The following is a 26,051-nucleotide window of genomic DNA, read 5'->3' as shown; positions in this document are numbered from 1 at the left end:
CCGTCAGCCCGCCGCCTTGACCGCCTCGACCACCTCGTCGACGACGCGGTTGACCAGAGCCTCGTCATCGCCCTCGGCCATGACGCGGATCAGCTTTTCCGTGCCCGACGGCCGGACCAGCAGGCGGCCCGAGCCGTTCAGGGCGGCCTCAGCGTCGGCCATGGCGGCCTTGACCTTGGCGTCCTCCAGCGGCTTCCCGGCGGTATAGCGGACGTTCTTCAGCAGTTGCGGCACGGGCTCGAACTGGCGGGCCAGTTCGCTCATCGGCGCGCCCGCCTCGACCAGAACGGCCAGCACCTGCAGCGCCGCCATCAGGCCGTCGCCGGTCGTGGCGTGGTCCTTCAGGATGATGTGGCCCGACTGCTCGCCGCCGATGTTGAAGCCGCCCTCGCGCATCCGTTCCATGACATAGCGGTCGCCGACCTTGGTGCGCTCCAGCGTCAGGCCCTCGGCCTTCAGACGGCGCTCCAGACCCAGATTGGACATGACGGTGGCGACGACGCCCTTGCCGTTCAGCCGCCCCCGTTTGGCCCAGTCCAGACCGATCAGGGCCATGATCTGATCGCCGTCGACCACATGGCCCTTCTCGTCGCAGATGATGACCCGGTCGGCGTCGCCGTCCAGCGCGATGCCGATGTCGCAGCGATAGCGCTTCACCGCCTCAGAGACGGTCTCGGGATGGGTCGAACCGCACTCGGCGTTGATGTTCAGGCCGTTCGGCTCCACCCCGACGGGGAAGACCTCGGCGCCCAGTTCATAGAGGGTGGTCGGCGCCACGCGGTAGCCCGCGCCGTTGGCGCAGTCGATGGCGATGCGCAGGCCCTTCAGGCTGAGACGCTTGGGGAAGGCCTGTTTGGCGATCTCGATATAGCGCGGAGGGGCGTCGTCGATGCGCTTGACCCGGCCCAGCTTGTTCGACGGCGCCAGATCGGCGTCCAGCGCGCCGTCCATCATGGATTCCAGCTTCAGCTCGATCTCGTCCGACAGCTTGTAGCCGTCCGGGCCGAACAGTTTGATGCCGTTGTCCGCAAAGTCGTTGTGCGAGGCCGAAATCATGATGCCCAGATCGGCGCGCATCGAGCGGGTCATCATCGCCACGCCCGGCGTCGGCAGCGGGCCGAAGGTGCGCACGTCCATGCCGACCGAGGCCAGACCGGCCACCAGCGCAGGCTCGATCATATAGCCGGACAGGCGGGTGTCCTTGCCGATCACCACCAGATGACGCCGGTCGTCGTCGGTGCGGAACAGGCGCCCGGCGGCCAGACCCACGCGCAAGGCCACCTCGGCCGTCATCGGATGGGTGTTGGCCCGGCCGCGAATGCCATCGGTGCCGAAGTATTTTCTCTCGCCCAAGAGGCCGTCCTTCGCTGGCGGCCCCGGAATTGCAAAGTAACCTTCCGAAACCCATTTTTTGATGTCGCCGCCCCCATGATTGCCTAGATGCGATCATCAAGGGCAGAAGGCTCGACCTTTTCGCTTACCCCAATTCCGCGGCCCGGCGCAAAGCCGGCGACCGCGTTCCGTTCGGAGCAGACCCTCATGTGCGGCATCATCGGCGTTACCGGAACCGGCCCTGTCGTCCCCCGTCTGATCGACAGCCTGAAACGGCTGGAGTATCGGGGCTATGACTCGGCGGGCATCGCCGTCCAGAACGGCGAAGGCATTGAACGCCGCCGCGCCAAGGGCAAGATCCGCGAGCTGGAGGCCGTGCTGGCCGCCGATCCGGTCGCCGGAAACGTCGGCATCGGCCACACCCGCTGGGCCACCCACGGCGCCCCGACCACGACCAACGCCCACCCGCACAAGGCCGGTCGCGTCTGCCTGGTCCATAACGGCATCATCGAGAATTTCGCCGAGCTGAAGGCCGAGATGGAGGCTGAGGGCCGCGTCTTCGAAAGCCAGACCGACACCGAGGTCGTCGCCCATCTGCTGGATCACAAGCTGGCGGCGGGTCTGGCGCCGCTGGACGCCTTCAAGGCCACGCTGGACCGGCTGACCGGCGCCTATGCGCTGGCCGTTCTGATCGAGGGCGAGAGCGAACTGATCCTGGGCGCCCGCCGGGGCAGCCCCCTGGTCGTCGGCTGGGGCGAGGGCGAGATGTATCTGGGCTCGGACGCCCTGGCCGTCGGCCCCTTCACCCAGAAGATCTCCTATCTGGAAGAAGGCGATTACGTCGCCCTGACCCGCACCGGCGCGCAGATGTTCGACGCCTCGGGCCGCCCGGCCGACCGCGCCGTGGTGCAGGTCTCGGCCTCATCCGCCCTGGTCGAGAAGGGCGAATATCGCCACTTCATGGAAAAAGAGATCCACGAACAGCCCGACAGCGTTCAGCACACCCTGTCGGAATACCTCGACCTCGTTTCGGGCAAGGCCAAGGTTCAGGCCGTGGACTTCGCCGCCGTAGAGCGCATCCAGATCGTCGCCTGCGGCACCGCCTTCTACGCCGGCCAGATCGGCAAATACGCCTTTGAACGCTATGCGGGCCTGCCCTGCGACATCGAGATCGCGTCCGAGTTCCGCTATCGTCACCCGGCCGTGGCCAAGGGGACGCTGGCCGTCGCCGTCAGCCAGTCGGGCGAGACCGCCGACACCCTGGCCAGCCTGACCTGGTGCAAGGCGCAGGGGCTGAAGACCGCCGCCGTCGTCAACGTCCACACCTCGTCCATGGCGCGCGAGGCCGAAGTCCTGTGGCCGACCCACGCCGGGCCGGAAATCGGCGTCGCCTCGACCAAGGCCTTCACCGCCCAGGTCGCCGCCCTGCTGTCGCTGGCCGTGGCGGCGGGCGTGGCGCGCGGCAGGATCGACGCCGCTCAGGAAGCCGAACTGGTCAAGGCCCTGTTCGAGGCCCCGCGCCTGATCTCCGAGGCCCTGCAGATGGACGCGGGCATCCACGCCCTGACCGTCGACCTGGCCAAGGCGCGCGACGTCCTGTTCCTGGGGCGCGGCCCGATGTTCCCGCTGGCCATGGAAGGCGCGCTGAAGCTGAAGGAGATCAGCTACATCCACGCCGAGGGCTATGCCGCCGGCGAACTGAAGCACGGCCCCATCGCCCTGATCGACGAGGCGACGCCGACCGTGGCCCTGGCCCCGCTGGACGATCTGTTCGAAAAGACCGCCTCCAATCTTCAGGAAGTCGCCGCGCGCGGCGGCCCCGTCATCATGATCGCCCCGCAGCAGGCGCCGGCCCTGCACGGCGCGGGCATCCGCCGCGTCGATGCGCCGGACTGCCCGGACCTGATCGCGCCGCTGGTCTACGCCGTGCCGATGCAGCTTCTGGCCTATTACACCGCCGTCCAGAAAGGCACCGACGTCGACCAGCCCCGCAACCTGGCCAAGTCGGTGACGGTGGAATAAGCGAACTCCGGCCAAGCCCGGGGCGTTTGGAAGCTTCATAAATTGCGCCTATGACAGGCGCCCCAAGGCTGATCAGGACGATCCATGACGACCTCCCCCGCCCGCCTTCGCCCAGCCCCTCTGCGCAAGGCGGTTCTGCCCGTGGCCGGTCTCGGCACGCGGGTTCTGCCCGGCACCAAGACCACGCCGAAGGAGTTGCTGAACGTCGTCGACCGGCCGATCCTCTCCTACATCGTGGAAGAGGCGCGCGAGGCCGGGATCGAACACATCGTCTTCGTCACCGGCCGCGCCAAACAGGCGATCGAAGACTATTTCGATCACCAGATCGAACTTGAGGCCCAGCTGGCGGCCAAGGGCAAGACCGAGATTCTGGCGGCCATGAACGCCGAACTGGCCCAGGCCGGGGAAATGAGCTTCACCCGCCAGATGCAGCCCAAGGGCCTGGGCCACGCCGTCTGGTGCGCCCGCGACATCATCGGTCCCGAGCCCTTCGCCGTCATCCTGCCGGATGTGATCGTGGACTCCCAGCCGGGCGCCCTGAAGCAACTGGCCGAGGTCTATGCCGAGGTCGGCGGCAACGTCATCGGCGTCGAGGCCGTGCCCGAGGCCGACACCCATAAATACGGCATCATCGACCCCTCGTCCCAGGACGGCCGCCGCTACGGCATGAAGGGCATGGTCGAGAAACCGGCTCAGGGCTCGGCGCCGTCGAACATGTCGATCTCGGGCCGCTACATCCTGCAGCCGGAAATCTTCGACCTTCTGGAGACGCAGGAGCGCGGCGCCGGCGGCGAGATCCAGCTGACCGACGCCATGGACCGCCTGATGCAATCTCAGACCTTCACCGCCTATGAGTATGAGGGTGTGACCCACGACTGCGGCGACAAGATCGGCCTGCTGCGCGCCAACGTCGCCCTGGCCCTGAAGCGCCCCGACCTCGGCGACGCCGCGCGCAAGGCGATCGAAGGCCTGCTGTAACGCCTGAACGTTAGGCTTTGAAAACCTCTTTTATTTCAACCGTCAGCCTTCTGCGCACCCTGTTCAGCCCGCCTTACCGCCCCATCACCGCATCATCGCCGTGCAAGCCCGGCCAATCCCTCCGATTTCAGACGATTCAGACGAATTGGACTCTGTTTTTCCATCTGCGACGCTTTCGCCGTCGCCGCGGCGGCACGCTTTCGCCCGCCCGTGCGTTCGGCTAGGCAGGAGGGGACGTTGATGACGAGGTTCGACTGATGCGCGTGATGATTCTGGGCGGCGACGGCTTCTGCGGCTGGCCGACCGCCCTGCACCTTTCGGCGCGCGGCTGGGACGTGCTGATCGTTGACAACCTCAGCCGCCGCAACATCGATAATGAGCTGGAAATCCGGTCCCTGACCCCGATCCGCACCATGGGCGAGCGCATCGCCGCATGGAACGAAGTGTCGGGCCGCACGATCGACTTCGTCAATCTGACCGTCGGCAAGGAGTTCGACCGTCTGGTCGCCCTGATCCGCGACTGGGCGCCCGACAGCGTCGTCCACTTCGCCGAACAGCGCGCCGCCCCTTATTCGATGAAGTCGGCGCGGCACAAACTCTACACCGTCGACAATAATCTGAACGCCACCAACCACCTGCTGGCCGCCATCGTCGAGAGCGGCCGCGACGTCCACCTGGCCCATCTGGGGACCATGGGGGTCTATGGCTACACCACGGCGGGCCTGCGCATCCCCGAGGGCTATCTGAAGGTGACGGTCGACACCGACCACGGTCCGACCGAGCAGGAGATCCTGTTCCCGCCGAACCCCGGCAGCATCTATCACATGACCAAGACGCAGGACGCCCTGCTGTTCCAGTTCTACGCCCGGAACGATTCCTTGCGGATCACCGACCTGCATCAGGGCATCGTCTGGGGCGCCCAGACCGAGGAAACGAAGCGGGACGAGCGGCTGATCAACCGCTTCGACTATGACGGCGACTACGGCACGGTGCTGAACCGCTTCCTGATGCAGGCGGCGGTCGGCTATCCGCTGACGGTACATGGTTCGGGCGGGCAGACGCGGGCCTTTATTCATATTCAGGACACGGTGCGCTGCGTCGAGCTGGCGCTGAACAACCCGCCCAAACGCGGCGAGCGGGTCAAGATTCTCAACCAGATGACCGAGAGCCGCCGCGTCCGCGATCTGGCGCAGATGGTGGCCGGGATGACCGGCGCCGAAATCCACAATGTCGCCAATCCGCGTCAGGAAGCCGACGAGAACGAACTGGTCGTCGCCAATGACCAGTTCCGCGAACTGGGGCTGAAGCCGATCACCCTGGCCGAGGGACTAATGGCCGATGTGACCGACATCGCCCGCCGCTACGCCGACCGCGCCGACCGCAACAAGATTCCGTGCGTCACCGCATGGAACGCGGGCCGCGCCGAAGCCCTGCGCGCCGAGACCGAGGGCTCCGCCGCCTCGCCCGCCCGCGTCCTGTCCGCCTGAGAGACTGAAGCCCGATGACCGAACCCGCTGCCGCCCCTTCCCTGCTGGTGTTCGGCGGCGGCTATCTGGGGCAGGCGACGGCGCGCGAGGCCCTGCGGCGCGGCGGCCGGGCCTTCGCCACCTCGCGCGATCCCGAAACCCGTCAGACGCTGGCGGCGCAGGGGATCACGCCTGTCGACCCAGCCGACGCCAGGGCTTTGAGCGAGGCCCTTGCCGACGCTCAGGCCGTTCTGATCACCACCCCGCCGGACGCCCACGGCTGCCCCGCCCTGCGCGCCCTGACGCCGCTGGCGGGCGACGCCTGGCCCGACTGGATCGGCTATGTCTCGTCCACCGCCGTCTATGGCGACCGCGCGGGGGGCTGGGCCTTTGAAGGCGATCCGCTGAACGCCGCCACGCTGGAAGGCGCTCGCCGCGCGCGGGTCGAGCGCGACTGGCTGGACGGGGCGCAGGGCATGGGACTGACGCTTCAGGTCTTCCGCCTGCCCGGCTTCTACGGCCCCGGCCGCAGCGTCATCGAACGTTTACGCGCCGGAACCGCGCGGCTGGTGAAGAAGCCCGGTCAGGTGTTCAACCGCATCCATGTCGACGACGTGGTGTCGGGCCTGTTCGCCTCCATGGCCCGCCCGTGTCCCGGCGGCGTCTACAACCTGACCGACGACGAGCCGACCGCCGCCCACATCGTCACCGCCTGGGCGGCCGAACGCCTGGGCCTGCCGCGCCCGCCCGAAGTCGACTGGACCGCGCCGGAAGTCAGCGAGGCCATGCGCCGCTTCTATCTGGACTCCAAACGCGTCTCCAACGCCCGCGCCAAGGCCGAACTGGGCTGGCGTCCAAGCTATCCCTCCTATCGCGAGGGACTGGAGGCGATTCTGGCGTCGTAGGTTTGAGGCGTCAGCCCGGCTTGCGCGCGATCAGGTCGATCAGGGCCGAAACGCCCGAATGGCCGGGGCCTTCGTTCAGTTCGGCATCATAGGCGTCGATCCGTTCGATCTGCAGATCGGCGAAGGCCTGTCGCAACACGGCGTCGGTATAGAGGTTCTCCTCCACCCCCGGTCCGCCCGTGCCATAGACCAACTGCTCGGGCCGATAGCCTTCCAACAGCAACAGGCCGCCGGGCTTGAGCGCCGCCTTCATGCGGGCGAACATCCGGTCGCGCGCGGCCGGGCCGACAAACTGGATGAAGACGCCGACGACCACGTCCATCGCCTCTTCCGGCCAGGCCCAGTCGTCCAGCCCGCCGATCTGGGCGTCCAGAACGACGCCGCGCTTGGCCGCCAGAGCCTGCGCCTTCTCCACGGCTCGAGGCGAAATGTCGAAGGTCAGGACGTCCAGCCCCTGCTGCGCCAGCCAGACGCCGTTGCGCCCCTCTCCGTCCGCGACGGACAGGACCTTCAGCCCCGGCCGCAGGCGCTCCACCTGCCGCGCCAGAAAGGCATTGGGCGCCTCGCCGAAACGATAGGCGTCGTCGGCATAGCGCGCGTCCCAGAAGGCGCGGGTGTCGGACCCGGCGGTCATCGGCTGTCTCCCTTGATGCTCAAGGGGATATGGCGACGCTGGCCGCCCCCGCAACCGGCCGCGGCGCGATCACGCATCCCGTCCTCCGACAGCGGGGTCAACGCCCGCGTCGCTCAAGCCGCGAGGGTCCGCCACCCGAGCATAGCGACCCTTAGAATGGCAGGATGTTACGCTGGCGGCTGTAGCTCATGGTGCCGACGTTGGCGCCCAGACGCACGCCGACGCCGGTGCGGATCGGGGCCAGGACGATGCCGTCCGCGCGCTGATAGTTCACGCCCAGACCGGCGACCAGATAGGCCGACCCTTCGACGCCCGGATAGCGGCGATAGAGCATGTCGGGATGGAACAGGCCGTAGACCAGGGTGAAGACCCGGCTGGCGTTGCCGCCCCAGTCCCAGCCGATGGAGGCGCCCTGCCAGTAGACTTCCTGCGAGGCGGACAGATCCTTCATGTGAAGGGCGCCGCGGCCGTAACGCAGACCGGCGACGACGGCGCCTGCGCCTTCTTCGCCAGCGATATAAGCGGTGGGGCGGTCGCCCTGTTCGGCGAAGATGCGCTCGATGGCGCCGCCCACGGCCTCGGCGGCGATGCCCAGTTCGCGCGAACCGGCCGCGACCAGTTCGTCGAAGGTATAGGCCTGGGCGTTGTTGTCCGAAGCGATCGGATAGTTGGGGTCCGCAGGCGGACGGCTGGCGCAGGCGCCCAGACCGGCGGGCAGGGCGCCGGCTGCGGCGAGGCCGAGGCTGGTGCGGATCAGTTGACGGCGGTGCATGGTCGAGGCTCCCGGCTGAGGACGGTCCGCCCGACGTCGCGGGCTTGGCCTACCGTCCGTGCCTTTTACGGCAGCCTTGGGGCTTTAAGGTTAACCGAAGATTGCTTGATCCCACAAAGTCACGGCCCTTCTCCCCTTGTGGGAGAAGGTGGGGGCCGAAGGCGCTCGGATGAGGGGGCGTCAGCGCTCCCCTGGGCGTTTGGTGATGAGGGGGCGACAGGGCTTCAAACGCCTCGCCGCCATCCCTCATCCGTCTTGCTCCGCAAGCCACCTTCTCCCACAAGGGGAGAAGGGTTTGGGTCAGGCGCGCAGGGTTCCGCCCGCCTTGGTCGCCGCCGCCTTGACCTTGGCCATCAGGGCTTCGATCTCGGCCTCGGCCAGAGTGGCGGCGCGGGGCTGGATTTCGACCTCGATGGCGACCGATTTCTGGCCCTCGGGCACGCCCTGGCCGCGATAGACGTCGAAGACGCGGACGTCGGCGATCAGGGCCTTGTCGGCGCCCGCCACGGCGCGGGTCAGGTCGCCCACGGCCTTGGCCTCGTCCATCAGGAAGGCGAAGTCGCGGGTCAGGGGCATGAGGTTCGGCAGGTCCGCCGCGCCGCGCGCCTTGCCGCCCTTGCCCCGCGGTTCCGGCACCGAGTCGAGCACGATCTCAAAGGCCAGCATGGGGCCGTCGGCGTCCAGCGCCTTCAGCACGCGCGGGTGCAGGGCGCCGAACTCGACGATGACGTTCTTGGGCCCCAGTTGCAGCCGGGCCGAGCGGCCGGGGTGCCACCAGTCGCGGTTCGACCCTTGCGCCAGTTGCAGGGAGGCGACCGGGGCGCCGATGTCTTCCAGCACAGCCAGCAGGTCCCCCTTCAGCGCGAACAGGGGATCTTCCCCCGCCCCGCCCCAGTGACGGTCGGCGTGCGGCGCGATCAGGCCCGCGATGACGGTGCGCTGGCCGGTCGGCTGATCGTCCAGATAGATGGGGCCGATCTCGAAGAGGGCGACGTCGGCGTGGCCGCGCGCCGCATTACGCGCCGCCGCCTGGATCAGGTTCGGCAGGACCGAAGGCCGCATGCAGTCCAGATCGGCCGCGATGGGGTTCTCCAGCACCAGACGCTCGTCCCCGCCGCCGAACAGGGTCGCGATCGACTGTTTGGTGAAGGACCAGGTGACGGCCTCGGCATAGCCCAGGGCCGCCAGCGCGCGACGGGCCGTGCGCACGCGCGCCTGACGCGGGCTGAGCACCCCGCCCGGCGCCGGGGCGACCGGCGGCAGGGGCGCGTCTGGCAGGGAGGCGTAGCCCTCGATGCGGGCGACTTCCTCGACCAGATCGGCCGGGCCTTCGACATCGCGGCGCCACGACGGCGACGTCACCGACCAGGGCGAGCCGCGCATGACGGTGAAGCCCAGGGCGAACAGGATCTCGAAGATCCGGTCCTCGCCCAGATCCATGCCCGACAGGCGCTTCACATAGGACGGGTCGAAGGCGAAGGCGGCGGGGGCGGCAGGCGCCTCACCCGCAACCGTGACCGTCGACGGCTCGCCGCCGCACAGGTCCAGAATCAGCTGCGTCGCCAGTTCCAGCCCCGGCACGACCGAGGCGGTGTCGACGCCGCGCGCAAAGCGGTATTGCGCGTCCGAGTTGATCCCCAGCGAACGGCCGGTCTGGGCGATGGCGATGGGGTCGAACCAGGCGCTCTCGACGAAAACGTCGACCGTCTCGTCCGAGCAGCCGGTCGAGACGCCGCCCATGACGCCGCCCAGGCCGATGGCGCGCTGGCCCCCAGCGTCGGAGATGACGCAGTCGGCGGCGCCCGGCGCATAGGTCTTGCCGTCCAGCGCCTCGATCTGATCGGCGTCGCCGTGACCGGCGCGCACCACGATCGCGTCGCCCGACAGGCTCGCCAGATCATAGACGTGCAGCGGACGCGCGCGGTCGAAAGAAATCAGGTTGGTGATGTCGACGAGCCGGTTGATCGGACGCAGGCCGATGGCCGTCAGCCGCTGTTGCAGCCATTCCGGCGACGGGCCGTTCTTCACGCCCCGGATCACGCGACCGGCGAAGACAGGGCACAGTTCGGGCGCCTCCAGCGTCACGGAGACGGGGCTGTCGAAGGCCCCGGCGACCGGCGCGATCTCCGGCGTCGTCAGCTTGCCAAGACCTGCAGCGGCCAAATCGCGGGCGATGCCCGCCACGCCCAGCCAGTCAGGGCGGTTCGGCGTCACCTCGAAATCGATGACCGGCTCGGCGCCGAAGACGCCTGCGGCAGGCGCGCCGACCTGCAGGTCATCCGACAGCTCAAGAATGCCGTCGCTCTCGTCGGCCAGTTCAAGCTCCGCGCCCGAGCACAGCATGCCGTTGGACACCACGCCGCGTACCGGCTTCTCGACCAGGGTCACGCCCAGACCCGGCACATAGGCGCCGATGGGGGCGTAGATGGTGGTCAGGCCTGCGCGCGCGTTCGGGGCGCCGCAGACGATCTCCTTCATGCCGTCCACCGTCTCGACCTGACAGACCTGCAGACGGTCCGCGTTTGGATGGCGCTCGGCCGAGATGATCCTGGCGACGGTGAAGGGGGCCAGGGCGGCGATGGGGTCGTGAACGTCCTCGACCTCCAGCCCGGCCATGGTCATGGCCTCGGCGACCTGATCGACCTCGGCCTCGGTATCGAGATGGGCCTTCAGCCAGGAAAGCGTGAACTTCATTGGGTCGCACCGTCCTGCGGCTGGGCCAGCGCCTTGGCCATGTTGTCGAGGAAGGCGGGCGTGCCGGTGAAGCCGACGCCGACGAAGCGGCAGTTGATGAACTGGCAGTTCTTGAACGGGATCGGGCCGGTCACGCGCTGCGGGCCCTGCGGCGCCAGCATCAGGTTGCGCGGGTCGCCGTGGGCGTCGCCCAGATCGCAGCCGTCGAAGTTGCAGCCCTCGATCGGCAACAGGACCGCCGGGCCCTCGATCAGGCAGTTTTCGAAGCGGCGGTTCTCGATGACCATGACGCCGGTGCGGGCCGTCTCCATGAACAGCTGGGGCAGCCAGACGCCCTTGCCGACATAGTCGGGACCGGCGCCCAGGGGCTCGAGAGTGATCGGTTCGGCGGCGGGGGTGGTCGCGTCAGTCATGGGATCGCTCTTTTCAATATCAGCTGAGGCCCGACGCCGGGTTCGGCGCGGCGAAGGCGGAGAAGCCGTAGTGCGCCAGCCAGCGCGTATCGGCCTCGAACATGGGGCGCAGGTCCGGCACGCCGTATTTCAGCATGGCCAGGCGGTCGACGCCCATGCCGAAGGCGAAGCCCTGATACTCGTCCGGGTCGATGCCGCAGTTGCGCAGGACGTTCCGGTGCACCATGCCGCAGCCCAGGATCTCCAGCCAGTCCTCGCCCTCGTTCAGGGTCAGCTTGCCGCCCGAACGGTCGCAGCGGATGTCCATCTCGGCCGAGGGCTCGGTGAAGGGGAAGTGGTGCGGGCGGAAACGGGCGTGAACATCGTCCAGCTCGAAGAAGCGGGCGATGAAAGTCTCCAGCGTCGTCTTCAGATGGCCCATGTGGATGTCGCGGTCGATCACCAGACCTTCGATCTGGTGGAACATCGGCGTGTGGGTCGCGTCGGAATCCTTACGGAAGGTGCGGCCCGGCGCGATGATGCGGATCGGCGGCTTCTGCGACATCATGGTGCGGACCTGCACCGGGCTGGTGTGGGTGCGCAGCACCTTGCGCTCGCCCGTTTGCGGGTCGGGCTTCAGGAAGAAGGTGTCGTGCATCTCCCGCGCCGGATGCTTGGGCGGGAAGTTCAGCGCCGTGAAGTTGTGGAAGTCGTCCTCGATGTCCGGCCCTTCAGCGACCGAAAAGCCCATGTCGGCGAAGACGGCGACCATTTCGTCCATGACCTGCATGGTCGGATGCACCCCGCCCTTGCGGCGCGGGCGGCTGGGCAGGGTCAGGTCGACGCGCTCGGCCAGCAGGCGGGCGTCCAATTCGGCGGCCTCCAGCTCGGCCTTCCTGGCGGTCAGGGCCGACGACACCCGGTCGCGCAGGCCGTTGATGACGGGGCCGCGCTCGCGGCGCTCATCAGGGCTGAGCGCCCCCATGCCTTTCAGCAGGCCCGAGATCGAGCCGGACTTGCCGAGGGCGGCGACGCGGATGTCCTCCAGACCCGCCACGCTCTCGGCCGAGCCGATGGCGTTGATGAGGTCCAGTTCCAGTTGAGCGAGATCGGTCATGCAGGTCGTCTAGCCGTTAGGATCGAAAGCAAAAAGCCCCCCGGCGCGAACCGGAGGGCTTTTGCTTCATCCCGTGTGGGAGAAAGGCTTAGGCCAGGGCCGCGCGAACCTTGTCGGCGATGCCCTTGAAGCCGGCTTCATCGGCGGCGATGGCGGCCAGAACCTTGCGGTCCAGCTCGATGCCCGCCTTGTTCAGGCCGTGCATGAACTGCGAATAGGTGAAGCCTTCGGTACGGGCCGCGGCGTTGATGCGCTGGATCCACAGGGCGCGGAACGAGCGCTTCTTGTTGCGGCGGTCGCGGTAGGCGTACTGACCGGCGCGATCCACCGCGGCCTTGGCGGCGCGGATGGTGTTCTTGCGGCGGCCGTAGAAGCCCTTGGCCTGCTTCAGGACTTTCTTGTGCTTGGCGTGGGACGTAACGCCCCGGGTGACGCGAGCCATTGTAATTTTCCCTTCGGGAAGTCCCTACCGCTCGGCCCGCGGGGCCTCGCTGTTTGAGGGACTTAATTCAAATTCGATTAGCGGAGAGGATCAGTGATGCAGCGCGCCGATCAGGCGTACGGCATGTAGGACTTGATCTTCTTGGCGTCGGCGTCGGCCATGACCGAAGTGCCGCGGTTCTGGCGGATGTACTTCGAGTTGTGGCTGATCAAACGGTGGCGCTTGCCGGCAACGCCAGCCTTGACCTTGCCCGTCGCGGTGAATTTGAAGCGCTTCTTGGCGCCCGACTTCGTCTTCAGCTTCGGCATTTTCACTCTCTTTATTGAGGGGTCTACCGCCCTTCGGGCTACTTGAGCCCCAAGGTCAGATGACCGATTTAAGACCGCCCAGGCATGCCTGTTCGCCCGGCGGTCCGGTACGCGAAGGCGCGGCTTCTACGCCAAACGGTCGTCCGAGGCAAGAAGAGTCCGCTTCGACCGCTCAGACGGCGATCGCGCGGCGGCGCGCGGCGCGTCCGGCGTTGATCGCCATCACCGCCGCCGGAACCGCCAGGGCGGCGCCCGCCAGGAACGGCCAGTCCGGCCCTACGGCCGAATAGAGGACGCCCGCCACCATCGGGCCGACGATGCGCGCCATCGACCCGGTCGCCATGTTCAGCCCCAGCATGGCGCCCTGCCGGTCCGGCGGCGACGCCCGGCTGATCATGGCCGAGATATTGGGCATGGCCAGCGACATGCCGCAGGCGCCGACCCCCATGATGACCGGAATGATCCACCCGGCGACCAGCGGAATGCTGAACAGCCCCAGATCAATCCGCCCCGCCGGAAACCAGGCGACCGGCGCCGTCACCTGCAGCACCATCGAGACGCCGAACAGCAGCATCCCGGCCGCCAGCACCCGCGCCTCGCCGAAACGCCGCGCCAGCCGCCCGGCCACCAAGCCCTGGTTCACCGCCGAGATCAGCCCCACGATCATGAAGCTGAGCCCCACCTCGCGCGCGGTCCAGCCATAGCGATGCTCGGCCCACAGGCCGAAGGCGGCCTCCATCGCCGAAAAGCCCGCCAGATAGATCAGGCTGACCACCAGCACGCGCGAAATCACCTCATCGGTGCGGGCGAAGCGGATTCCCGCCAGAAAGGGCGGGCGCGGCGCCGCCGGATCGGCCTTGGCCCGGCTCTCGCGCAGGAAGAACACCACGCCCAGCGCCGCCAGCACCGCCGCGCCCGAGGCGACGAAGATCGGCAGCTGATAGCCGACATGGCCCATCTGCGGCTGGGCCAGCAGGCCGCCCAGCCCCGGCCCGACGATGAAGCCCATGCCGAAGGCCGCCCCGATCAACCCCATGCGCCCGGCCCGGCGCTCGGGCGGGGTGACGTCGGCGATATAGCCCTGCACCGTCGAGATATTCCCCGCGCCCAACCCGGTGAACAGCCGCACCAGAATGGCCGCCCAGATGGTCGGCGCAAAGGCCAGTAGCAGATAGCCGACGGCGTTGGCCGCCAGGGTGATCAGCAGCACCGGCTTGCGTCCGATCCGGTCCGACAGCCGCCCCCAGAAGGGCTCGGCGAAGAACTGCCCCAGGGAATAGGCCGAGAACATCAGGGTGATCTGCCACGGTTCGGCCTGCAGGCTGCGCGCGAAGAAGGGCAGCAGCGGCACCACCAGGCCGAACCCGACCAGATTGATGAAGACCACGGCGAACAGCACCGCCAGGGTCGGCGTCCCCGCGCCGGAAGCCTTTGTCGTCTGCGCCGTCATTCGTGGTCTTCCCGCCGGATAGTAAGACGCCCCGGCCATTTGGCCGGGGCGTCCCTGAAAGTCTTGTCGTTCAGCCCGCGATCAGCGGGGCGCCAGGATCATGATCATCTGGCGGCCTTCCATCTTGGGCGCGAACTCGACCTTGGCCTCTTCCTCGAAGTCGGCCTGGACCTTGTGCATCAGCTTCATGCCCAGTTCGGGGTGGGCCATTTCGCGACCGCGGAAGCGAATGGTCACCTTGACCTTGTCGCCGTCGTCGAAGAAGCGATGCATGGCCTTGGCCTTCACATCGTAGTCGTGGCTGTCGATGTTCGGACGGAGCTTGATTTCCTTCAGCTCGACGACCTTCTGACGCTTGCGCGCCTCAGCCTTCTTCTTCTGTTCCTGGAAACGATGCTTGCCGTAGTCCAGAATCTTGCACACCGGAGCATCGGCGTTGGCGACGATCTGAACCAGGTCCAGGCCCGCCTCCTCGGCGGCCTCCAGCGCGGCGGACAGCGGCATGACGCCCTGTTTTTCCCCATTCTGGTCGATGAGCAGAACGCGAGGGGCGCGGATATCCTGGTTGATGGGCGGCCCGTCCTTTACGGGCGGCGCTTGCATTGGACGGCGAATGGGCGTCGTTTCCTTATGTGATCAGAAGATAGGCGAAACTGTCTGCATGGCTCAGCGTGCGATCCCGCCGCTGTGTTCCAAGCGGCCGGAATATGGCGATGCAGGGCCGATGTTTCAAGGGATTTCGGGCCTTCAGGGCTTTACGGCCTCTTGAGCGACATAGGCGTCGTGCAGGGCCAGCACCCCTTCGAACACATGATCGACGCTCAGATCCTCGATCGGGGCGAACTGGCCGCGCGTCTCATTCGAGGCGACGGTGCGCGTCTTTGGACCCCACGGACCATAGAGCCACCACTCGGTCGGGCCGAACAGTCCCAGCGTCGGCCGACCCAGCGCCGCCGAGACGTGCATCAGGCCGCTGTCGTTGCCGACGAACAGGGTCGCGCGGTCGATGGCGGCGGCCGAGCACAGGATGTCGCCCTTGCCCACGCAGTCGATGGCGCGCGGTCCCGCCGCCTCCAGCGCCGGGGTCGCGGGCGGCCGGTCGCCGGGTCCGCCGACCGGCATGAAACGCCAGCCGTCGAAGCGCGGCTCGGCCTTCAGCTTCTCGACCAGAGCGCCCCAGCGCTCGGCGGGCCACGACTTGCCCGGCTGGTGCGCGATGGGCGCGAGCGCGATGATCGGCCCTTCGCCCGGACCGGCCGCCAGTTGCGGGTCGATGATGGCTGCGGCCTCGGCCCGCGCCTGATCGTCGAGGAAGATTTCCGGGTCCAGCGGCGTAGCCGAGCCCATCAAGCGCGACACCATCTCGACCTTGCGCAGGCCGGTCTCCCAGCGGCGGTTGTAGACGATGCGCCGCTTGGCCGGGATCAGATAGGCCAGGGCCGAGCCCCGGATGTCGACGACCATGTCCCACTGCGTGCCGCGCACCTGTTTCCACAGGTCGACCCAGTGTCCAGCGGCCTTCTTCTTGTCGAGGATGATGACGCGCTCGACGTTCGGCGCCGAACGGAAGAAGGGCGCGGGCGGGCGGCCGCAGGCGACGGTGATCTGAACGCCCGGCAACTGGCGCGCGATCTCGCGAATCACGCCCGAGGAGATGACGCAGTCGCCGATCCGGTTGGAGCTGACGAACAGGGCTTTGGGAGCAGACAAGCGGGCGCCTCGCGGCCTCTGTGAACAATCGTCGTCTCTGCTAAAGCCATTCCACGAGGAATGACAGTCCGAGGAGCTTCCCATGTCCGACGTCCAGACCCTGATCCGCCCTGACGGCGAGACGCTGGCCTATAAGGCGGTCAAGGGCGCCGGCCCGACGGTCATCTGGATCGGCGGCTTCCGCTCGGACATGGAGGGGACCAAGGCGCTGGCGCTGGACGCCGCCGCCCGCGAGCGCGGCTGGAACTATGTGCGCTACGACCACTTCGCCCACGGCGTGTCCAGCGGCGACTGGAAACAGGCCACCATCGGCCGCTGGCGCGAGGACGCGATCGCCCTGATCGACAGCCTTCAGGGGCCGGTGATCCCGGTGGGCTCGTCCATGGGCGGCTGGGTCGCGTTGCTGGCGACGCTGGCGCGGCCGGAACGGGTCAAGGGCGTGGTGCTGGTCAATCCGGCGCAGGACTTCACCGAAAAGCTGATGTGGCCCGGTCTGGCGGATCATGAGCGTCAGGCCATCCTGCGCGAAGGCGAGACGGTCATCACCGAGGAAGGCCTCGGGTCCTACGTCCTGACCCGGCGGATGTTCGAGGAAGCCCGCGACTGGCTGCTTCTGGACAGCCGGATCGACATCACGGCGCCGGTGCATGTGCTGCAAGGTCGCGCCGACGACGTGGTGCCGTGGCGCCATCAGGTCGAACTGGCCGAGCGCATGACCGGCGGCGACCTGCGCCTCGACCTGATCGAAGGCGGCGACCACCGGCTGTCCAGCCCGGCGGAACTGGCGCGGTTGGTGGACGCCGTGGCGGCGATGCGGGGTTAGCCGCCCTTTCCTCCCCATTTCATGGGGAGGTGGCGCGTCGCGATAGCGACGTGACGGAGGGGGGCGACTCCACGCCAGCCGGCTGCACCGCCCCCTCCACTGCTACGCGGTCCCCCTCCCCACCACGTGGGGAGGAAAGGCGTCAGCGGGTCACAGGATGAACCGGCTCAGGTCGACGTTCTTGGCCAGATCGCCGACCTTTTCACGCACCTTGTCACCATCGAAGGTCAGGGTCTGGCCCGACAGGTCCGAGGCCTTGAAGCTGGTTTCCTCCAGCACCCGCTCCATCACCGTCTGCAGACGGCGCGCGCCGATGTTCTCGACGGTGGAGTTGGCGGCCACGGCAGCATCGGCCATGGCCTCGACCGCGTCGTCGGTAAAGACCAGCTCGACCCCTTCGGTCGCCAGCAGGGCCTGGTTCTGACGGATCAGATTGGCCTCGGGCTCGGTCAGGATGCGCCGGAAGTCGTCGCGGGTCAGGGCCTTCAGCTCGACCCGGATCGGCAGGCGCCCCTGAAGCTCGGGCAGCAGGTCCGACGGCTTGGCGACATGGAAGGCGCCCGAGGCGATGAACAGCACATGGTCGGTCTTCACCGGACCATATTTGGTCGAGACGGTCGTACCCTCGATCAGGGGCAGCAGGTCGCGCTGCACCCCTTCGCGCGACACGTCGGCGCCGCCGCCGCGATCCTGACGCGCAGCCACCTTGTCGATCTCGTCCAGGAAGACGATGCCCTCGTTCTCGGCCAGCAGCAGGGCTTCCTTGGTCAGGCTTTCCTGATCCAGCAGCTTGTCGCTCTCCTCGGTGACGAGGGGCGCCAGGGCGTCGCGCACGGTCAGCTTGACCGTCTTGGTGCGGCCGCCGCCCATCTTGCCCAGCATCTCCGACAGGTTCAGCAGGCCGACGTTGCCGCCGCCCGGCATGTCCAGCCCCTGCAGCGGCGAAGCCGTATCGGCCAGGGCGATCTCGATCTCCTTGTCGTCCAGCTCCCCGGCGCGCAGCTTCTTACGGAAGGCGTCGCGCGTGGCGGGTTGCGAACCGGGACCGACCAGAGCATCCAAGATGCGGTCCTCGGCCTGACCCTCGGCCTTGGCCTTGACGCCCGAGCGGCGCTTGTCGCGCACCATGACGAGCGCGCTTTCGACCAGATCGCGCATGATCTGATCGACGTCGCGGCCGACATAGCCGACCTCGGTGAACTTGGTCGCCTCGACCTTGAGGAAGGGCGAGCCCGCCAGACGCGCCAGACGCCGGGCGATCTCGGTCTTGCCCACGCCCGTCGGGCCGATCATCAGGATGTTCTTGGGCGTGACCTCGTCACGCAGGTCGTCCGGCACGCGCTTGCGGCGCCAGCGGTTGCGCAGGGCCACGGCCACGGCGCGCTTGGCCTCGTCCTGACCGACGATGAAGCGGTCCAGTTCAGAGACGATTTCACGGGGAGATAAATCAGTCATTCTTTTTTCCAGAAGCGCCTGTGTGCGACGCTATCGTTCGCAGCGCGGCGGCTCAGTGCTTGAGCGCCTTCACAGGCTTTCGATGGTTAAATTGCCGTTGGTGTAGACGCAGATGTCGGCGGCGATCTTCATGGCCTTGCGGGCGATCTGTTCGGCGTCCAGTTCGGTGTTCTCGTCGATCAGGGCGCGAGCGGCAGCCAGGGCGTAGTTGCCGCCCGAGCCGACGGCGGCGACGCCGTACTCCGGCTCCAGCACGTCGCCGACGCCGGTGACAGTCAGGATGGTGTCTTTATCAGCGACCAGCAGCATGGCCTCCAGACGACGCAGATAACGGTCGGTGCGCCAGTCCTTGGCCAGTTCGACGCAGGCGCGCGCCAGCTGGTCCGGATACTGCTCCAGCTTGGCTTCCAGCCGCTCGATCAGGGTCAGGGCGTCGGCCGTGGCCCCGGCGAAGCCCGCCAGCACCTTGCCGTTCGCCAGGGTCCGCACCTTGCGCGCGGCGCCCTTGACGATGGTCGGCCCCATCGAGACCTGGCCGTCGCCGGCGATGACGGTGCGGCCGTTCTTGCGCACCGCCAGAATGGTGGTGCCGTGCCAGTCGGGAAAGTTTGAGGCGCTTGTGTTCATGGCCGCTGACATGGCGAAGCCCGCCGCCCGCCGCAAGATCAGCCCTTGTCGCAGCCGCCGGATCGCGCCCGGCCCAAAGCTTAACCATAACAAATCGTTAATCAGATCGTGAAAAACGATCGCATCGGTTGTCCATCTGTCCGCCTCGCCTTTTACGCGAGGCTATGGGGACGTCGCGTTCTTGACGGGTTCCCTTGCTTCTTCACCGCACCTTCTATGTCAGCGACGCCGTCGGCAGCGTCGCGACCAGCCTTCTGGCCCTGGCCGAGATTCTCGGCGAATCCGAACGCAACAACCGGCGCGACGGCCTGACCAGCGCCCTGATGCGCCATGACGGCCAGTTCCTTCAGGTCATCGAGGGGCGCCGCTCCGACATAGACCGCCTGATGGACCGGCTGCGGGCCGATCCGCGCCATGAGAACCTGCGCCTTCTGTCCGATCAGCCCGTCACGACGCGCCGTTTCGGCGCCTGGCCGATGATCCTGGCTGAACTGACGCCGCAGGCCTCAAGCCTGCTGAACGGCGACCGGCTGGAGCGGCTCAGCCCCGCCCGCGCCGAGGCCCTGCTGGCGGCCGCCGTCGGCCTGACGCCCGCAACGACCTGACGACGCGACCCCGCTGCGCTAGACAGTCAGGCGTGACCCAGCCTTCGACGCCCCCCGCCCCCGTGCGCTTCTCCGATGAGGAGGTCGAGCGCTATGCCCGCCAACTGGTGCTGTCCGAGATCGGCGGCCCGGGGCAGCAGGCGCTGAAACGCGCCCGCGTGCTGATCGTCGGCATGGGCGGGGTGGGCAATCCGGCCGCCCTCTATCTGGCCGCCGCCGGGGTCGGGACGCTGGGGCTGATCGACGACGACACCGTCGCCCTGTCCAACCTGCAACGCCAGATCGCCTTCACCGCCGAAGACCCCGGCCGCGCCAAGGTCGAGGCGGGCGCCGAACGCCTCAACGCCCTGAACCCGCACGTCACGGTCCGGACCTTCAACCAGCGCGTCACCCCGGACAGCGCGGCGGCCCTGATGCAGGACTTCGATCTGGCGCTGGACGGAACCGACGACTTCGAGACGCGGCTGGCCGTCAATGCGGCCTGCGTGGCGGCGGGCAAGCCGCTGGTGTCCGGCGCCCTGGGCCGCTGGTCGGGGCAGGTGTCGGTGTTCGAGGGGCGGCCCTGCTATCAGTGTCTGGTGCCCGAGATTCCGCCCGACGCCGAAACCTGCGCCCGCGTCGGCGTGGTCGGCGCTCTGGCCGGCGTCATCGGCGCCATGGCGGCGCTGGAGGCGATCAAGCGGATCACTGGCGCGGGCGAACCGCTGACCGGCCGCCTGATGCTCTATGACGGTCTGGCGGGCAGCAGCCGCGTCGTGAAGATCGCCGCCGACCCCGCCTGCCCGGTCTGTGGGTCAGCTCACGCCTAAAGCATCGCCGGGATGACCCGATCCGGCGGACGGTGGCCGTTCTGATAGGTCATGATGTTGGCGATCACCCGATCGCCCATGTCCTGACGCGCTTCGATGGTGGCCGAACCGAGATGGGGCAACAGCACCACATTCGGGCGGCCGATCAGGCCGGGATGCACCTTCGGCTCGTTCTCGAACACGTCCAGACCGACGCCGAACAGGGCGCGGCGGTCCAGAGCCTCGACCAGAGCCGCCTCGTCGATCAGTTCGCCGCGCGCGGTGTTGACCACGATGGCGTGCGGCTGAAGCCGGGCCAGACGCTCGGCCGACAGCAGGTGATGCGTCTCCTTCGTCGCCGGACAGTTCAGCGAGATGACGTCCATCCGCGCCAGCATCTGGTCCAGATCGTCCCACCAGGTCGCGCCCAGCTCCTCGGCGATCATGTCGGGGACGGGTTTGCGGTTGTGATAGTGGACCTGCATGCCGAAGGCCCTGGCGCGGCGGGCCAGAGCCTGACCGATACGGCCCATGCCGACGATGCCCAGACGCTTGCCCCACAGCTTGCGGCCGCACATCCAGGTCGGGCTCCAGCCCTCGAAACGCCCGGCCTCGACGACGGCGGCGCCTTCGACGATGCGGCGGCTGACGGCCAGGATCAGGCTCATGCCCAGATCAGCCGTGTCCTCGGTCAGGACGCCCGGCGTATTGGTGACGATGATCCCGCGCCCGACGGCGGCGTCGATGTCGATATGGTCCACGCCCGCGCCGAAGTTGGCGATCATCTTCAGTTGTTCGCCCGCGCCCGCGATCAGTTCGGCGTCCAGATGATCGGTGATGGTCGGCGCCAGCACCTCGGCCCTTTGCAGGGCGGCGGCCAGCTCATCGCGCGACATCGGCCGGTCGGTCAGGTTCAGCTCGGCGTCGAAAAGTTCGCGCATCCGCGTTTCGGCGGCGTCAGGCAGGCGTCTGGTTAATACGACCTTAAGCTTGCGAGGGGACATAGGGGACCTGGGTTTTCCACGGGCGGCGCCCGTTCGGAACGGGTCGATATTCGGTGTCTAGCAAAGCTGCGGTCAGGATCAAAAGGGCGCCTCGCGTCGCGGCCCTCGCCGCTGTCCTGATGACCGGGGCGCTGCTGTCGGCGGGATCGACCATACCCGACGGCCGCCCGACCCCGACGGGGCTGGAGGTGCCGCGCTGGGTGACCCTCAAATCCTCGCAGGTGCGGGCGCGTCAGGGGCCGGGCCTCGACTACCGCATCCTGTGGGAATACCGCGCCGCGGGCCTGCCCGTTCAGGTGATCGCCGAAACGCGCGAATGGCGAAAAATCTGCGACCCTGAAGGGTCCGTCGCCTGGATCCACCGCACCGTCGCCTCGGGCCGCCGCAGCGTGTTCAACCGCTCGGACGCGCCTGTGCCGATCCGCTCCGGCCGGTCCGAAACCGCCTCGGTCCGCGCTCTTTTGTCGCCGAACGCCCTGATCCCTCTGGACGAGTGCGAGGACGGCTGGTGCCGGGTGCGGGCGCGCAAACTGCGCGGCTGGGTGCAGCAGAGGGCCGTCTTCGGCGCCCAGGATCGCGCCCTGTGCAACGCCGCCCGACCGGCCGGAACCGGCCGCGCTTCCTGATCCCATATACAGTCGCATGGTTGAGCGCGGCCCTCGGGTCGTGTAACCCGCCAGCAACACCTTCTCGGAGCCGAACACCCTTGAGCCAGTCGCAATATCCGTCGTCATTCGATCACGAAGGCCTGCTGGCCTCGGGCCGGGGCGAGCTGTTCGGCCCGGGCAACGCCCAGCTGCCGGCGCCGCCCATGCTGATGTTCGACCGGATCAAGACCATCAGCGCCGACGGCGGCGACTACGGCAAGGGTTATGTCGAGGCTGAACTCGACATCAATCCGGACCTCTGGTTCTTCCAGTGCCACTTCATCGGCGACCCGGTCATGCCGGGCTGCCTGGGCCTGGACGCCATGTGGCAACTGGTCGGCTTCTACCTCGGCTGGATCGGCGGACCGGGCAAAGGCCGCGCCCTGGGCGTCGGCGAGGTCAAATTCACCGGTCAGGTGACGCCGGACGTCAAGAAGGTGGTCTATAAGGTCCACCTGAAGCGCGTCATCAACCGCAAGCTGGTCATGGGCATCGCCGACGGCGTGCTCGAAGCGGACGGCCAGGTCATCTATACCTGTGCGGACATGCGCGTCGGCCTGTTCGGCGGCGCGGCCCCGGTGGAACCGGACGCCGCCTGACCCCACTTGATGGATAGCCGCGGCCAACGCGGCGTCCGAAGACTTTGAGGATTGGAAACACCATGCGGCGTGTCGTCGTCACCGGACTGGGCATCGTCTCTTCCATCGGCACCGGCCAGGACGAGGTCGCGGCCTCCCTGCGCGACGCCAAGTCGGGCGTCCAGCACGCCGCCGACCACGCCAGATACGGCTTCCGCTCACAGGTCTGGGCGCCGCCTGCTCTGGGCCACACGGCCGAGGACTGGGCGCCGCTGGTCGACCGCCGCGCGGCCCGCTTCCTGGCCAACGGCACGGCCTGGGCGCACATCGCCTTTGAAGAGGCGCTGAAGGACAGCGGCCTGTCCGCCGATGAGATCAAGAACGAGCGCATCGGCCTGATCGTCGGCGAGGGCGGTCCCTCGACCCAGGTCATCCTGCAGGCGGCGGCCACCACGGTCGAAAAGGGCTCGCCCAAGCGCGTCGGCCCCTTCGCCGTGCCCAAGGCCATGGCCTCCGGCCCCTCGGCCGTGCTGGCCACCTGGTTCGAGCTGAAGGGCATCAACTATTCGATCAGCTCGGCCTGCGCGACCAGCGCCCACTGCATCGGCGCGGCCGCCGAACAGATCGCCTGGGGCAAGCAGGACGTGGTCTTCGCGGGCGGCTGCGAGGATATCGACTGGTCCATGTCGAACATGTTCGACGCCATGGGCGCCATGTCCTCCAACTTCAACGACACGCCGGACAAGGCCAGCCGCGCCTATGACACGACGCGCGACGGCTTCGTCATCGCCGGCGGCGCAGGCATTGTCGTGCTGGAAGAATACGAACGCGCCGTGGCGCGCGGCGCGACCATCTACGCCGAAGTCACCGGCTATGGCGCCAATTCGGACGGCTTCGACATGGTGGCCCCCTCGGGCGAGGGCGCCGAGCGCTGCATGAAGATCGCGCTGGAGATGGCGGGCAATCCGAAGATCGATTACCTGAACCCGCACGGCACCTCGACGCCGGTCGGCGACTTGAAGGAGATGGGCGCGGTGCGCAACGTCTTCGGCGACGCCATGCCGATGATCTCCTCGACCAAGTCGCTGACGGGCCACTCGCTGGGCGCGGCGGGCGCGCAGGAAGCCATTTACTGCCTGTTGATGATGAAGCACGGCTTCGCCGCCGAGAGCGCCCACATCGAGAACCTGGACCCCGAGTTCGAGGGCATGCCGATCCTGCGCCGGTGCCACGACGGCGAACTGAAGCACGTCATGTCCAACAGCTTCGGCTTCGGCGGCACCAATGCGACGCTGATCCTGTCGAAAGTCTAGATCGCCGATACAGGTTCACATGCCCCGCATGTGAACCGCTTTCGCTTCGATTTTCACCGATCAGGAAAATGCGAAGCGACACGAAAACGCCCCCATTCGGTCCTTCGTCCGCCCGGAAGGATGCTCACAAATAGAGCATCGGCCCGTCGGAGTCTGGAAAAGTCCCGGATCCTGAACAGCCCCCCCAGCCCCCCGGATTTTTCCGCGTACAGGGCTTCGGCGGGCCGATGCTTCCTCCAAGCGACGCCCGCGCCCGCCACCCCTCCCCCTCCCGGCAGCGCGGGCGTTTTGCTGTCCGGCGTCCGGCATCCGCGCAAGACATCGCCCGCGCGACGGTCAGGTCACGCGGGCGATTTCTAGTCAGTGCTGAGCCAGCGGATCAGGCCGGAAGGTCGATCTCGACCCGTTCATTGTCGCGCAGGACGATCAGCGTCAGCGCCGCCTCGCCCGCCGCCTGCAGGCGCCGCGCCAGATCGTTCATATTGGCGATGTCGGCGCCGTTCGCCTGAACCACCACATCACCGGCCTGAAGGCCTGCGGCGGCGGCGGGCGAGCCTGCGTCCACCACGGCGATCTGGGCGCCGCGCTCCGACGCCACATTGCGCACCGTCAGGCCGCGCGACATGGCCGCCTGCGCGCCCAGACGCACCGCCGCAGGATCGGACGGCTCGATCGTCAGCCGGGTCGAGGCCTCGCGCCCGTCGCGCAGATAGACGACCGGCATCTGGGTTCCGGCGCGGGCGATGCCGACCGTGGCCTGAACCGACCCGGCGTTGGCCACCGGGCGGTCCTGAATACGCGTCAGCACATCGCCCGCCTTCAGCCCCGCCTTCTCGCCCGCCGAGCCGGGCTCGACATCATAGACCACGGCGCCGCGCACGATGTTCAGCCCGATGTCGCGCGCCCGCTCGGCCGTCAGGGAGCCGAGGCCCAGACCGACGCGGCCGCGCTTGACCTCGCCGGTGGCGCGCAGCTGATCGACCACGAACATCATGATCCGCGTCGGCACGGCGAAGGCGATGCCGTCGTTGCCGCCGCCGAAACCGCCCGACAGGATGGCGGTGTTGATGCCGATCAGGCGCCCACGGCTGTCCAGCAGCGGCCCGCCCGAGTTGCCCGAGTTCACCGCCGCGTCGGTCTGGATATAGTCCTCGATGGCGTCGCCCATGCCCGAGCGGTTCAGGCCGGACACCACGCCCATCGTCAGCGTCTGGTCCAGCCCCAGCGGGTAGCCGACCGCAAAGGCCAGATCGCCGCTGCGCAGGGTGTCGGAATCCACCGTCGTGACCTGCGACAGGCCGGTGGCGTTGATCTTCAGCACGGCGATGTCGGTCGCCTTGTCGGCCCCGATCAGGGTCGCATCGAACAGGCGGCCGTCGATCAGGTCGACGGTGAACTTCTGGCCGTTCTCGATCACGTGATGGTTGGTGACGATGATGCCTTCGCGCGCATCGATGATGACGCCCGATCCGCCCTGCGAGGGTTTGGGGTTGCGGGCCGAGCTGGGTCCGCGCGACTGGCCCAGGGTCGTCACCTGCACCACGGCGGGCAGGCTTTCCTCAAGCCCGGCGGCGAAGGTGAAGACGCCGCGCCGGGCGTCATAGGGCATGGCCGCTATGGGCGACTGGACCGCGCTGACCGCGCCCATCGTCGCCACGCCTGCGGGCGCAGCCTGGGCCATGCCGCTGAAGCTGAAGATCGCCAGAGCGGCGCCGGCCAGCAGGCTGTGTTTGGTCATTCCGTTTTCCTTAGCGCGCCCTCTGCCTTGACCGGCGGACGGACGGGATTCAATGGCGGGCCAAGCCGCCCGCAGGCGAGACAAACGCGCGACATCGACAAAGGATCTTCGCCGCTGCGCGTTTTCTGCAACGCTTCGTCTCAGAAGGCGGCTTCGCCGGTGATGGCGCGGCCCAGGATCAGGGCGTGGACGTCGTGCGCGCCTTCATAGGTGTTGACCGTTTCCAGGTTCATGGCGTGGCGCATGACGTG

At 67.8% G+C, this 26,051-nt stretch carries 25 protein-coding genes; 10 read left to right on the top strand and 15 right to left on the bottom strand.

Translation table 11 applies throughout. The annotated features are described in order from the left end of the window. Positions 1-3: 3 nt before the first annotated feature. Positions 4-1,353, bottom strand: coding sequence for a phosphoglucosamine mutase (gene glmM / locus ABE454_RS06415; protein ID WP_346530200.1), 1,350 nt, complete (start codon positions 1,351-1,353; stop codon positions 4-6). Between the two features lie 186 nt (positions 1,354-1,539). On the opposite strand from glmM, the gene glmS reads away from it, so the two are divergent. The 4 genes from glmS (at position 1,540) to ABE454_RS06395 (ending at position 6,703) form a co-directional block, all read left to right on the top strand. Then, complete coding sequence (gene glmS / locus ABE454_RS06410) at positions 1,540-3,354, top strand: glutamine--fructose-6-phosphate transaminase (isomerizing) (protein WP_346530198.1); 1,815 nt, start codon at positions 1,540-1,542, stop codon at positions 3,352-3,354. An 84-nt stretch (positions 3,355-3,438) separates the two neighbouring features. Further along, positions 3,439-4,332: a UTP--glucose-1-phosphate uridylyltransferase GalU gene (gene galU, locus ABE454_RS06405; RefSeq protein ID WP_346530195.1), complete on the top strand. Its 894-nt coding sequence runs from the start codon at positions 3,439-3,441 to the stop codon at positions 4,330-4,332. Positions 4,333-4,589: 257 nt separating this feature from the next. Beyond that, positions 4,590-5,819, top strand: a complete 1,230-nt coding sequence (locus ABE454_RS06400; protein WP_346530193.1) for an NAD-dependent epimerase/dehydratase family protein — start codon at positions 4,590-4,592, stop codon at positions 5,817-5,819. A gap of 14 nt (positions 5,820-5,833) precedes the next feature. Then, positions 5,834-6,703, top strand: coding sequence for an SDR family NAD(P)-dependent oxidoreductase (locus tag ABE454_RS06395; RefSeq protein ID WP_346530190.1), 870 nt, complete (start codon positions 5,834-5,836; stop codon positions 6,701-6,703). 10 nt (positions 6,704-6,713) lie between these two features. On the opposite strand, the gene ABE454_RS06390 is transcribed toward ABE454_RS06395, so the two are convergent. The 10 genes from ABE454_RS06390 to ABE454_RS06345 all read right to left on the bottom strand — a co-directional run bounded on the left by ABE454_RS06390 (position 6,714) and on the right by ABE454_RS06345 (position 16,222). Then, on the bottom strand, positions 6,714-7,337 hold the full coding sequence (locus ABE454_RS06390; RefSeq protein WP_346530188.1) for an SAM-dependent methyltransferase: 624 nt from the start codon (positions 7,335-7,337) through the stop codon (positions 6,714-6,716). 151 nt (positions 7,338-7,488) lie between these two features. Further along, a complete protein-coding gene (locus tag ABE454_RS06385; protein WP_346530185.1) occupies positions 7,489-8,109 on the bottom strand; it encodes a DUF1134 domain-containing protein in 621 nt (206 codons plus the stop codon). A gap of 300 nt (positions 8,110-8,409) precedes the next feature. Next, positions 8,410-10,803, bottom strand: a complete 2,394-nt coding sequence (gene pheT / locus ABE454_RS06380; RefSeq protein WP_346530182.1) for a phenylalanine--tRNA ligase subunit beta — start codon at positions 10,801-10,803, stop codon at positions 8,410-8,412. Further along, on the bottom strand, positions 10,800-11,216 hold the full coding sequence (locus tag ABE454_RS06375) for a hypothetical protein (protein WP_346530180.1): 417 nt from the start codon (positions 11,214-11,216) through the stop codon (positions 10,800-10,802). Before ABE454_RS06375 ends, pheT begins: the two co-directional genes overlap by 4 nt. 19 nt (positions 11,217-11,235) lie before the next feature. Beyond that, positions 11,236-12,312, bottom strand: a complete 1,077-nt coding sequence (gene pheS, locus ABE454_RS06370; RefSeq protein ID WP_346530177.1) for a phenylalanine--tRNA ligase subunit alpha — start codon at positions 12,310-12,312, stop codon at positions 11,236-11,238. A gap of 88 nt (positions 12,313-12,400) precedes the next feature. Then, positions 12,401-12,754, bottom strand: coding sequence for a 50S ribosomal protein L20 (gene rplT, locus ABE454_RS06365; protein ID WP_003166434.1), 354 nt, complete (start codon positions 12,752-12,754; stop codon positions 12,401-12,403). A 110-nt stretch (positions 12,755-12,864) separates the two neighbouring features. Next, a complete protein-coding gene (gene rpmI / locus ABE454_RS06360) occupies positions 12,865-13,062 on the bottom strand; it encodes a 50S ribosomal protein L35 (RefSeq protein WP_003166435.1) in 198 nt (65 codons plus the stop codon). Positions 13,063-13,234: 172 nt separating this feature from the next. Further along, complete coding sequence (locus ABE454_RS06355; RefSeq protein WP_346530175.1) at positions 13,235-14,512, bottom strand: MFS transporter; 1,278 nt, start codon at positions 14,510-14,512, stop codon at positions 13,235-13,237. 81 nt (positions 14,513-14,593) lie between these two features. Next, complete coding sequence (gene infC, locus ABE454_RS06350) at positions 14,594-15,115, bottom strand: translation initiation factor IF-3 (RefSeq protein ID WP_346530172.1); 522 nt, start codon at positions 15,113-15,115, stop codon at positions 14,594-14,596. Positions 15,116-15,259: 144 nt separating this feature from the next. Next, entirely contained in the window at positions 15,260-16,222 is a 963-nt protein-coding gene (locus ABE454_RS06345; protein WP_346530170.1) for a glycosyltransferase family 9 protein, read from the bottom strand. Between the two features lie 82 nt (positions 16,223-16,304). Here ABE454_RS06345 and ABE454_RS06340 point away from each other — a divergent pair, with 82 nt between their 5' ends. Further along, positions 16,305-17,045, top strand: coding sequence for an alpha/beta fold hydrolase (locus ABE454_RS06340; protein WP_346530168.1), 741 nt, complete (start codon positions 16,305-16,307; stop codon positions 17,043-17,045). 150 nt (positions 17,046-17,195) lie between these two features. Here ABE454_RS06340 and hslU read toward each other — a convergent pair whose 3' ends face one another. Then, entirely contained in the window at positions 17,196-18,500 is a 1,305-nt protein-coding gene (gene hslU / locus ABE454_RS06335; RefSeq protein ID WP_346530165.1) for an ATP-dependent protease ATPase subunit HslU, read from the bottom strand. Between the two features lie 69 nt (positions 18,501-18,569). Further along, the gene (gene hslV, locus ABE454_RS06330) at positions 18,570-19,139 is read right to left on the bottom strand and encodes an ATP-dependent protease subunit HslV (RefSeq protein WP_291780815.1); all 570 of its coding nucleotides are present in this window, start codon (positions 19,137-19,139) and stop codon (positions 18,570-18,572) included. A gap of 182 nt (positions 19,140-19,321) precedes the next feature. Between hslV and ABE454_RS06325 the strand changes: the two genes are divergently transcribed. Both ABE454_RS06325 and ABE454_RS06320 read left to right on the top strand, forming a co-directional pair. Continuing rightward, on the top strand, positions 19,322-19,732 hold the full coding sequence (locus ABE454_RS06325; RefSeq protein WP_346530163.1) for a BLUF domain-containing protein: 411 nt from the start codon (positions 19,322-19,324) through the stop codon (positions 19,730-19,732). Between the two features lie 62 nt (positions 19,733-19,794). Beyond that, positions 19,795-20,541, top strand: coding sequence for a HesA/MoeB/ThiF family protein (locus tag ABE454_RS06320; protein WP_346530642.1), 747 nt, complete (start codon positions 19,795-19,797; stop codon positions 20,539-20,541). Here the strand turns inward: ABE454_RS06320 and ABE454_RS06315 are convergent. Next, positions 20,538-21,524: a 2-hydroxyacid dehydrogenase gene (locus ABE454_RS06315; RefSeq protein ID WP_346530161.1), complete on the bottom strand. Its 987-nt coding sequence runs from the start codon at positions 21,522-21,524 to the stop codon at positions 20,538-20,540. The two genes, ABE454_RS06320 and ABE454_RS06315, sit on opposite strands and share 4 nt — an antisense overlap. Before the next feature lie 119 nt (positions 21,525-21,643). Here ABE454_RS06315 and ABE454_RS06310 point away from each other — a divergent pair, with 119 nt between their 5' ends. From ABE454_RS06310 to fabB, 3 genes are all read left to right on the top strand, one after another. Next, the gene (locus ABE454_RS06310; protein ID WP_346530159.1) at positions 21,644-22,150 is read left to right on the top strand and encodes an SH3 domain-containing protein; all 507 of its coding nucleotides are present in this window, start codon (positions 21,644-21,646) and stop codon (positions 22,148-22,150) included. Between the two features lie 80 nt (positions 22,151-22,230). Then, the gene (gene fabA, locus ABE454_RS06305) at positions 22,231-22,770 is read left to right on the top strand and encodes a 3-hydroxyacyl-[acyl-carrier-protein] dehydratase FabA (protein WP_346530158.1); all 540 of its coding nucleotides are present in this window, start codon (positions 22,231-22,233) and stop codon (positions 22,768-22,770) included. A 62-nt stretch (positions 22,771-22,832) separates the two neighbouring features. Next, positions 22,833-24,062, top strand: a complete 1,230-nt coding sequence (fabB, locus tag ABE454_RS06300; protein WP_346530155.1) for a beta-ketoacyl-ACP synthase I — start codon at positions 22,833-22,835, stop codon at positions 24,060-24,062. Between the two features lie 379 nt (positions 24,063-24,441). Here fabB and ABE454_RS06295 read toward each other — a convergent pair whose 3' ends face one another. Next, complete coding sequence (locus tag ABE454_RS06295) at positions 24,442-25,800, bottom strand: trypsin-like peptidase domain-containing protein (RefSeq protein WP_346530153.1); 1,359 nt, start codon at positions 25,798-25,800, stop codon at positions 24,442-24,444. Between the last annotated feature and the right edge of the window lie 251 nt (positions 25,801-26,051).

Origin of the sequence: Brevundimonas diminuta, assembly GCF_039673845.1 — a bacterium.
GTDB lineage: Bacteria > Pseudomonadota > Alphaproteobacteria > Caulobacterales > Caulobacteraceae > Brevundimonas > Brevundimonas diminuta_E.
Note: the sequence above shows the minus strand (reverse complement) of the source record. Positions and strands in the feature narration are given on the sequence as shown.